This window comes from Brevundimonas sediminis (assembly GCF_048799765.1).
Taxonomy (GTDB): domain Bacteria; phylum Pseudomonadota; class Alphaproteobacteria; order Caulobacterales; family Caulobacteraceae; genus Brevundimonas.
Genome location: NZ_JBLYQK010000059.1, coordinates 1 through 6,460, shown reverse-complemented (window position 1 = coordinate 6,460; position 6,460 = coordinate 1). Strand labels below are relative to the sequence as shown.

At 61.2% G+C, this 6,460-nt stretch carries 7 protein-coding genes; 1 reads left to right on the top strand and 6 read right to left on the bottom strand.

Features of this window, described 5'->3' with window-relative positions; all coding sequences use genetic code 11:
* Window positions 1–163: 163 nt before the first annotated feature.
* The 6 genes from estX to ACLQ7T_RS16235 all read right to left on the bottom strand — a co-directional run bounded on the left by estX (window position 164) and on the right by ACLQ7T_RS16235 (window position 5,487).
* The gene (gene estX, locus ACLQ7T_RS16040; protein ID WP_420480279.1) at window positions 164–1,072 is read right to left on the bottom strand and encodes a macrolide esterase EstX; all 909 of its coding nucleotides are present in this window, start codon (window positions 1,070–1,072) and stop codon (window positions 164–166) included.
* Window positions 1,073–1,169: 97 nt separating this feature from the next.
* A complete protein-coding gene (gene repC, locus ACLQ7T_RS16035; protein ID WP_000240536.1) occupies window positions 1,170–2,021 on the bottom strand; it encodes a replication protein C, IncQ-type in 852 nt (283 codons plus the stop codon).
* Window positions 2,008–2,847, bottom strand: coding sequence for a helicase RepA family protein (locus ACLQ7T_RS16030; protein WP_000190708.1), 840 nt, complete (start codon window positions 2,845–2,847; stop codon window positions 2,008–2,010). The genes repC and ACLQ7T_RS16030 overlap by 14 nt, the downstream gene beginning before the upstream one ends.
* Window positions 2,848–2,876: 29 nt before the next feature.
* On the bottom strand, window positions 2,877–3,083 hold the full coding sequence (gene urfF, locus ACLQ7T_RS16025) for a plasmid repression protein F (protein WP_007857788.1): 207 nt from the start codon (window positions 3,081–3,083) through the stop codon (window positions 2,877–2,879).
* 1 nt (window position 3,084) lies between these two features.
* Window positions 3,085–3,297, bottom strand: a complete 213-nt coding sequence (locus tag ACLQ7T_RS16020; protein ID WP_000455501.1) for a hypothetical protein — start codon at window positions 3,295–3,297, stop codon at window positions 3,085–3,087.
* Window positions 3,298–3,357: 60 nt separating this feature from the next.
* Window positions 3,358–5,487, bottom strand: coding sequence for a MobA/MobL family protein (locus ACLQ7T_RS16235; protein ID WP_001395566.1), 2,130 nt, complete (start codon window positions 5,485–5,487; stop codon window positions 3,358–3,360).
* A 199-nt stretch (window positions 5,488–5,686) separates the two neighbouring features.
* Between ACLQ7T_RS16235 and ACLQ7T_RS16000 the strand changes: the two genes are divergently transcribed.
* On the top strand, window positions 5,687–5,971 hold the full coding sequence (locus ACLQ7T_RS16000; protein WP_000238497.1) for a mobilization protein C: 285 nt from the start codon (window positions 5,687–5,689) through the stop codon (window positions 5,969–5,971).
* Window positions 5,972–6,460 lie beyond the last annotated feature (489 nt).

Here is a 6,460-nt window from a genome sequence, read left to right as displayed (position 1 = left end):
CTAAGCGATAGACTGTATGTAAACACAGTATTGCAAGGACGCGGAACATGCCTCAGCGATCACCGCTTCCCTCATGATGTTTAACGCCTTGCTCACCGGAAAATTGCGAGCGCAGCGAGTAATTTTTACGGTGCAGCAACTTGTTGTACGGTGCAACCGATAGCTATGACGTTTGCCCCTTAATCGCCTGGATAATCCTCGGCCAGTCTTCATGATGCAACTCATGTCCCGTGCCTTCGAGTGTCAGCATTTTTGAACCACGAATCGCATCTTTCAGTGCCAACCCATGCACATAAGGAAGTACAGGATCCTCCGTGCCGTGAATGATCAAAGTTGGTACAGCTATCTCATTTAATCTCCCGAGCCATCTCTCGAGCGATCTCTCGCCACCACCTGAAGTAGTGTGGTTGAATGTTGTCAGGATATTCGGAGTGCGATCAAAATCTAACTCAGCGATATTTTGTATCTTCTCAGCGTCAAAAGCATGCGCAGTACCTGAGATGATTCGCCACGCTCCGACCTGATACGCGACGACAGCATCTCTATCAGACCAATCCAGCGATTCCGCCCGTTGGTGATACTCAATGATGGCAGGATCAAAAGCGGGCATATCAGGATCTGCATCTGCAAGCCGTTCTGAAGCAATCAGCGTCAAGCTCTTCACACGTTTCGGATACTTGAGAGCTACAAGCTGGGAAAGAAATCCCCCCAAAGACATGCCGACTAAATGAGCAGCTTCCAGACCATAACCATCAATGACGCGAACCACATCATCTGCTAATTCTTCAACGGAATATGGAGCTTGACCTGGCTCATAGCTTGTTGATTTCCCGGTATCACGGTGGTCGTACCGGATCACATAGCGACCCATTTTGGCTAGTTGGGAGCAAAACTCATCAGGCCACCACACCGCAGACGCCATTGCCCCCATGATCAGGATAATGGGTTCATGGGCCGGGTCGCCGAATGATTCGGTATGGAGTGAAATCGCTTTATCAACAACTACCTTTTCTTTCATACTAAAATTGCCTTCGAGTTTTACGTACAACATTTTATTCATAGGCATGCTCATTTTGCCAGTTTTGGCTGCCTGTTAATTGCGCTCAAACATCCCCAACCAATTGTTTTATAAAGATAAAAATGTCTTGTTTACAATAGAGTGGGGGGGGTCAGCCTGCCGCCTTGGGCCGGGTGATGTCGTACTTGCCCGCCGCGAACTCGGTTACCGTCCAGCCCAGCGCGACCAGCTCCGGCAACGCCTCGCGCACCCGCTGGCGGCGCTTGCGCATGGTCGAACCACTGGCCTCTGACGGCCAGACATAGCCGCACAAGGTATCTATGGAAGCCTTGCCGGTTTTGCCGGGGTCGATCCAGCCACACAGCCGCTGGTGCAGCAGGCGGGCGGTTTCGCTGTCCAGCGCCCGCACCTCGTCCATGCTGATGCGCACATGCTGGCCGCCACCCATGACGGCCTGCGCGATCAAGGGGTTCAGGGCCACGTACAGGCGCCCGTCCGCCTCGTCGCTGGCGTACTCCGACAGCAGCCGAAACCCCTGCCGCTTGCGGCCATTCTGGGCGATGATGGATACCTTCCAAAGGCGCTCGATGCAGTCCTGTATGTGCTTGAGCGCCCCACCACTATCGACCTCTGCCCCGATTTCCTTTGCCAGCGCCCGATAGCTACCTTTGACCACCATGGCATCAGCGGTGACGGCCTCCCACTTGGGTTCCAGGAACAGCCGGAGCTGCCGTCCGCCTTCGGTCTTGGGTTCCGGGCCAAGCACTAGGCCATTAGGCCCAGCCATGGCCACCAGCCCTTGCAGGATGCGCAGATCATCAGCGCCCAGCGGCTCCGGGCCGCTGAACTCGATCCGCTTGCCGTCGCCGTAGTCATACGTCACGTCCAGCTTGCTGCGCTTGCGCTCGCCCCGCTTGAGGGCACGGAACAGGCCGGGGGCCAGACAGTGCGCCGGGTCGTGCCGGACGTGGCTGAGGCTGTGCTTGTTCTTAGGCTTCACCACGGGGCACCCCCTTGCTCTTGCGCTGCCTCTCCAGCACGGCGGGCTTGAGCACCCCGCCGTCATGCCGCCTGAACCACCGATCAGCGAACGGTGCGCCATAGTTGGCCTTGCTCACACCGAAGCGGACGAAGAACCGGCGCTGGTCGTCGTCCACACCCCATTCCTCGGCCTCGGCGCTGGTCATGCTCGACAGGTAGGACTGCCAGCGGATGTTATCGACCAGTACCGAGCTGCCCCGGCTGGCCTGCTGCTGGTCGCCTGCGCCCATCATGGCCGCGCCCTTGCTGGCATGGTGCAGGAACACGATAGAGCACCCGGTATCGGCGGCGATGGCCTCCATGCGACCGATGACCTGGGCCATGGGGCCGCTGGCGTTTTCTTCCTCGATGTGGAACCGGCGCAGCGTGTCCAGCACCATCAGGCGGCGGCCCTCGGCGGCGCGCTTGAGGCCGTCGAACCACTCCGGGGCCATGATGTTGGGCAGGCTGCCGATCAGCGGCTGGATCAGCAGGCCGTCAGCCACGGCTTGCCGTTCCTCGGCGCTGAGGTGCGCCCCAAGGGCGTGCAGGCGGTGATGAATGGCGGTGGGCGGGTCTTCGGCGGGCAGGTAGATCACCGGGCCGGTGGGCAGTTCGCCCACCTCCAGCAGATCCGGCCCGCCTGCAATCTGTGCGGCCAGTTGCAGGGCCAGCATGGATTTACCGGCACCACCGGGCGACACCAGCGCCCCGACCGTACCGGCCACCATGTTGGGCAAAACGTAGTCCAGCGGTGGCGGCGCTGCTGCGAACGCCTCCAGAATATTGATAGGCTTATGGGTAGCCATTGATTGCCTCCTTTGCAGGCAGTTGGTGGTTAGGCGCTGGCGGGGTCACTACCCCCGCCCTGCGCCGCTCTGAGTTCTTCCAGGCACTCGCGCAGCGCCTCGTATTCGTCGTCGGTCAGCCAGAACTTGCGCTGACGCATCCCTTTGGCCTTCATGCGCTCGGCATATCGCGCTTGGCGTACAGCGTCAGGGCTGGCCAGCAGGTCGCCGGTCTGCTTGTCCTTTTGGTCTTTCATATCAGTCACCGAGAAACTTGCCGGGGCCGAAAGGCTTGTCTTCGCGGAACAAGGACAAGGTGCAGCCGTCAAGGTTAAGGCTGGCCATATCAGCGACTGAAAAGCGGCCAGCCTCGGCCTTGTTTGACGTATAACCAAAGCCACCGGGCAACCAATAGCCCTTGTCACTTTTGATCAGGTAGACCGACCCTGAAGCGCTTTTTTCGTATTCCATAAAACCCCCTTCTGTGCGTGAGTACTCATAGTATAACAGGCGTGAGTACCAACGCAAGCACTACATGCTGAAATCTGGCCCGCCCCTGTCCATGCCTCGCTGGCGGGGTGCCGGTGCCCGTGCCAGCTCGGCCCGCGCAAGCTGGACGCTGGGCAGACCCATGACCTTGCTGACGGTGCGCTCGATGTAATCCGCTTCGTGGCCGGGCTTGCGCTCTGCCAGCGCTGGGCTGGCCTCGGCCATGGCCTTGCCGATTTCCTCGGCACTGCGGCCCCGGCTGGCCAGCTTCTGCGCGGCGATAAAGTCGCACTTGCTGAGGTCATCACCGAAGCGCTTGACCAGCCCGGCCATCTCGCTGCGGTACTCGTCCAGCGCCGTGCGCCGGTGGCGGCTAAGCTGCCGCTCGGGCAGTTCGAGGCTGGCCAGCCTGCGGGCCTTCTCCTGCTGCCGCTGGGCCTGCTCGATCTGCTGGCCAGCCTGCTGCACCAGCGCCGGGCCAGCGGTGGCGGTCTTGCCCTTGGATTCACGCAGCAGCACCCACGGCTGATAACCGGCGCGGGTGGTGTGCTTGTCCTTGCGGTTGGTGAAGCCCGCCAAGCGGCCATAGTGGCGGCTGTCGGCGCTGGCCGGGTCGGCGTCGTACTCGCTGGCCAGCGTCCGGGCAATCTGCCCCCGAAGTTCACCGCCTGCGGCGTCGGCCACCTTGACCCATGCCTGATAGTTCTTCGGGCTGGTTTCCACTACCAGGGCAGGCTCCCGGCCCTCGGCTTTCATGTCATCCAGGTCAAACTCGCTGAGGTCGTCCACCAGCACCAGACCATGCCGCTCCTGCTCGGCGGGCCTGATATACACGTCATTGCCCTGGGCATTCATCCGCTTGAGCCATGGCGTGTTCTGGAGCACTTCGGCGGCTGACCATTCCCGGTTCATCATCTGGCCGGTGGTGGCGTCCCTGACGCCGATATCGAAGCGCTCACAGCCCATGGCCTTGAGCTGTCGGCCTATGGCCTGCAAAGTCCTGTCGTTCTTCATCGGGCCACCAAGCGCAGCCAGATCGAGCCGTCCTCGGTTGTCAGTGGCGTCAGGTCGAGCAAGAGCAACGATGCGATCAGCAGCACCACCGTAGGCATCATGGAAGCCAGCATCACGGTTAGCCATAGCTTCCAGTGCCACCCCCGCGACGCGCTCCGGGCGCTCTGCGCGGCGCTGCTCACCTCGGCGGCTACCTCCCGCAACTCTTTGGCCAGCTCCACCCATGCCGCCCCTGTCTGGCGCTGGGCTTTCAGCCACTCCGCCGCCTGCGCCTCGCTGGCCTGCTGGGTCTGGCTCATGACCTGCCGGGCTTCGTCGGCCAGTGTCGCCATGCTCTGGGCCAGCGGTTCGATCTGCTCCGCTAACTCGTTGATGCCTCTGGATTTCTTCACTCTGTCGATTGCGTTCATGGTCTATTGCCTCCCGGTATTCCTGTAAGTCGATGATCTGGGCGTTGGCGGTGTCGATGTTCAGGGCCACGTCTGCCCGGTCGGTGCGGATGCCCCGGCCTTCCATCTCCACCACGTTCGGCCCCAGGTGAACACCGGGCAGGCGCTCGATGCCCTGCGCCTCAAGTGTTCTGTGGTCAATGCGGGCGTCGTGGCCAGCCCGCTCTAATGCCCGGTTGGCATGGTCGGCCCATGCCTCGCGGGTCTGCTCAAGCCATGCCTTGGGCTTGAGCGCTTCGGTCTTCTGTGCCCCGCCCTTCTCCGGGGTCTTGCCGTTGTACCGCTTGAACCACTGAGCGGCGGGCCGCTCGATGCCGTCATTGATCCGCTCGGAGATCATCAGGTGGCAGTGCGGGTTCTCGCCGCCACCGGCATGGATGGCCAGCGTATACGGCAGGCGCTCGGCACCAGTCAGGTGCTGGGCGAACTCGGACGCCAGCGCCTTCTGCTGGTCGAGGGTCAGCTCGACCGGCAGGGCAAATTCGACCTCCTTGAACAGCCGCCCATTGGCGCGTTCATACAGGTCGGCAGCATCCCAGTAGTCGGCGGGCCGCTCGACGAACTCCGGCATGTGCCCGGATTCGGCGTGCAAGACTTCATCCATGTCGCGGGCATACTTGCCTTCGCGCTGGATGTAGTCGGCCTTGGCCCTGGCCGATTGGCCGCCCGACCTGCTGCCGGTTTTCGCCGTAAGGTGATAAATCGCCATGCTGCCTCGCTGTTGCTTTTGCTTTTCGGCTCCATGCAATGGCCCTCGGAGAGCGCACCGCCCGAAGGGTGGCCGTTAGGCCAGTTTCTCGAAGAGAAACCGGTAAGTGCGCCCTCCCCCTACAAAGTAGGGTCGGGATTGCCGCCGCTGTGCCTCCATGATAGCCTACGAGACAGCACATTAACAATGGGGTGTCAAGATGGTTAAGGGGAGCAACAAGGCGGCGGATCGGCTGGCCAAGCTCGAAGAACAACGAGCGCGAATCAATGCCGAAATTCAGCGGGTGCGGGCAAGGGAACAGCAGCAAGAGCGCAAGAACGAAACAAGGCGCAAGGTGCTGGTGGGGGCCATGATTTTGGCCAAGGTGAACAGCAGCGAGTGGCCGGAGGATCGGCTCATGGCGGCAATGGATGCGTACCTTGAACGCGACCACGACCGCGCCTTGTTCGGTCTGCCGCCACGCCAGAAGGATGAGCCGGGCTGAATGATCGACCGAGACAGGCCCTGCGGGGCTGCACACGCGCCCCCACCCTTCGGGTAGGGGGAAAGGCCGCTAAAGCGGCTAAAAGCGCTCCAGCGTATTTCTGCGGGGTTTGGTGTGGGGTTTAGCGGGCTTTGCCCGCCTTTCCCCCTGCCGCGCAGCGGTGGGGCGGTGTGTAGCCTAGCGCAGCGAATAGACCAGCTATCCGGCCTCTGGCCGGGCATATTGGGCAAGGGCAGCAGCGCCCCACAAGGGCGCTGATAACCGCGCCTAGTGGATTATTCTTAGATAATCATGGATGGATTTTTCCAACACCCCGCCAGCCCCCGCCCCTGCTGGGTTTGCAGGTTTGGGGGCGTGACAGTTATTGCAGGGGTTCGTGACAGTTATTGCAGGGGGGCGTGACAGTTATTGCAGGGGTTCGTGACAGTTAGTACGGGAGTGACGGGCACTGGCTGGCAATGTCTAGCAACGGCAGGCATTTCGGCTGAG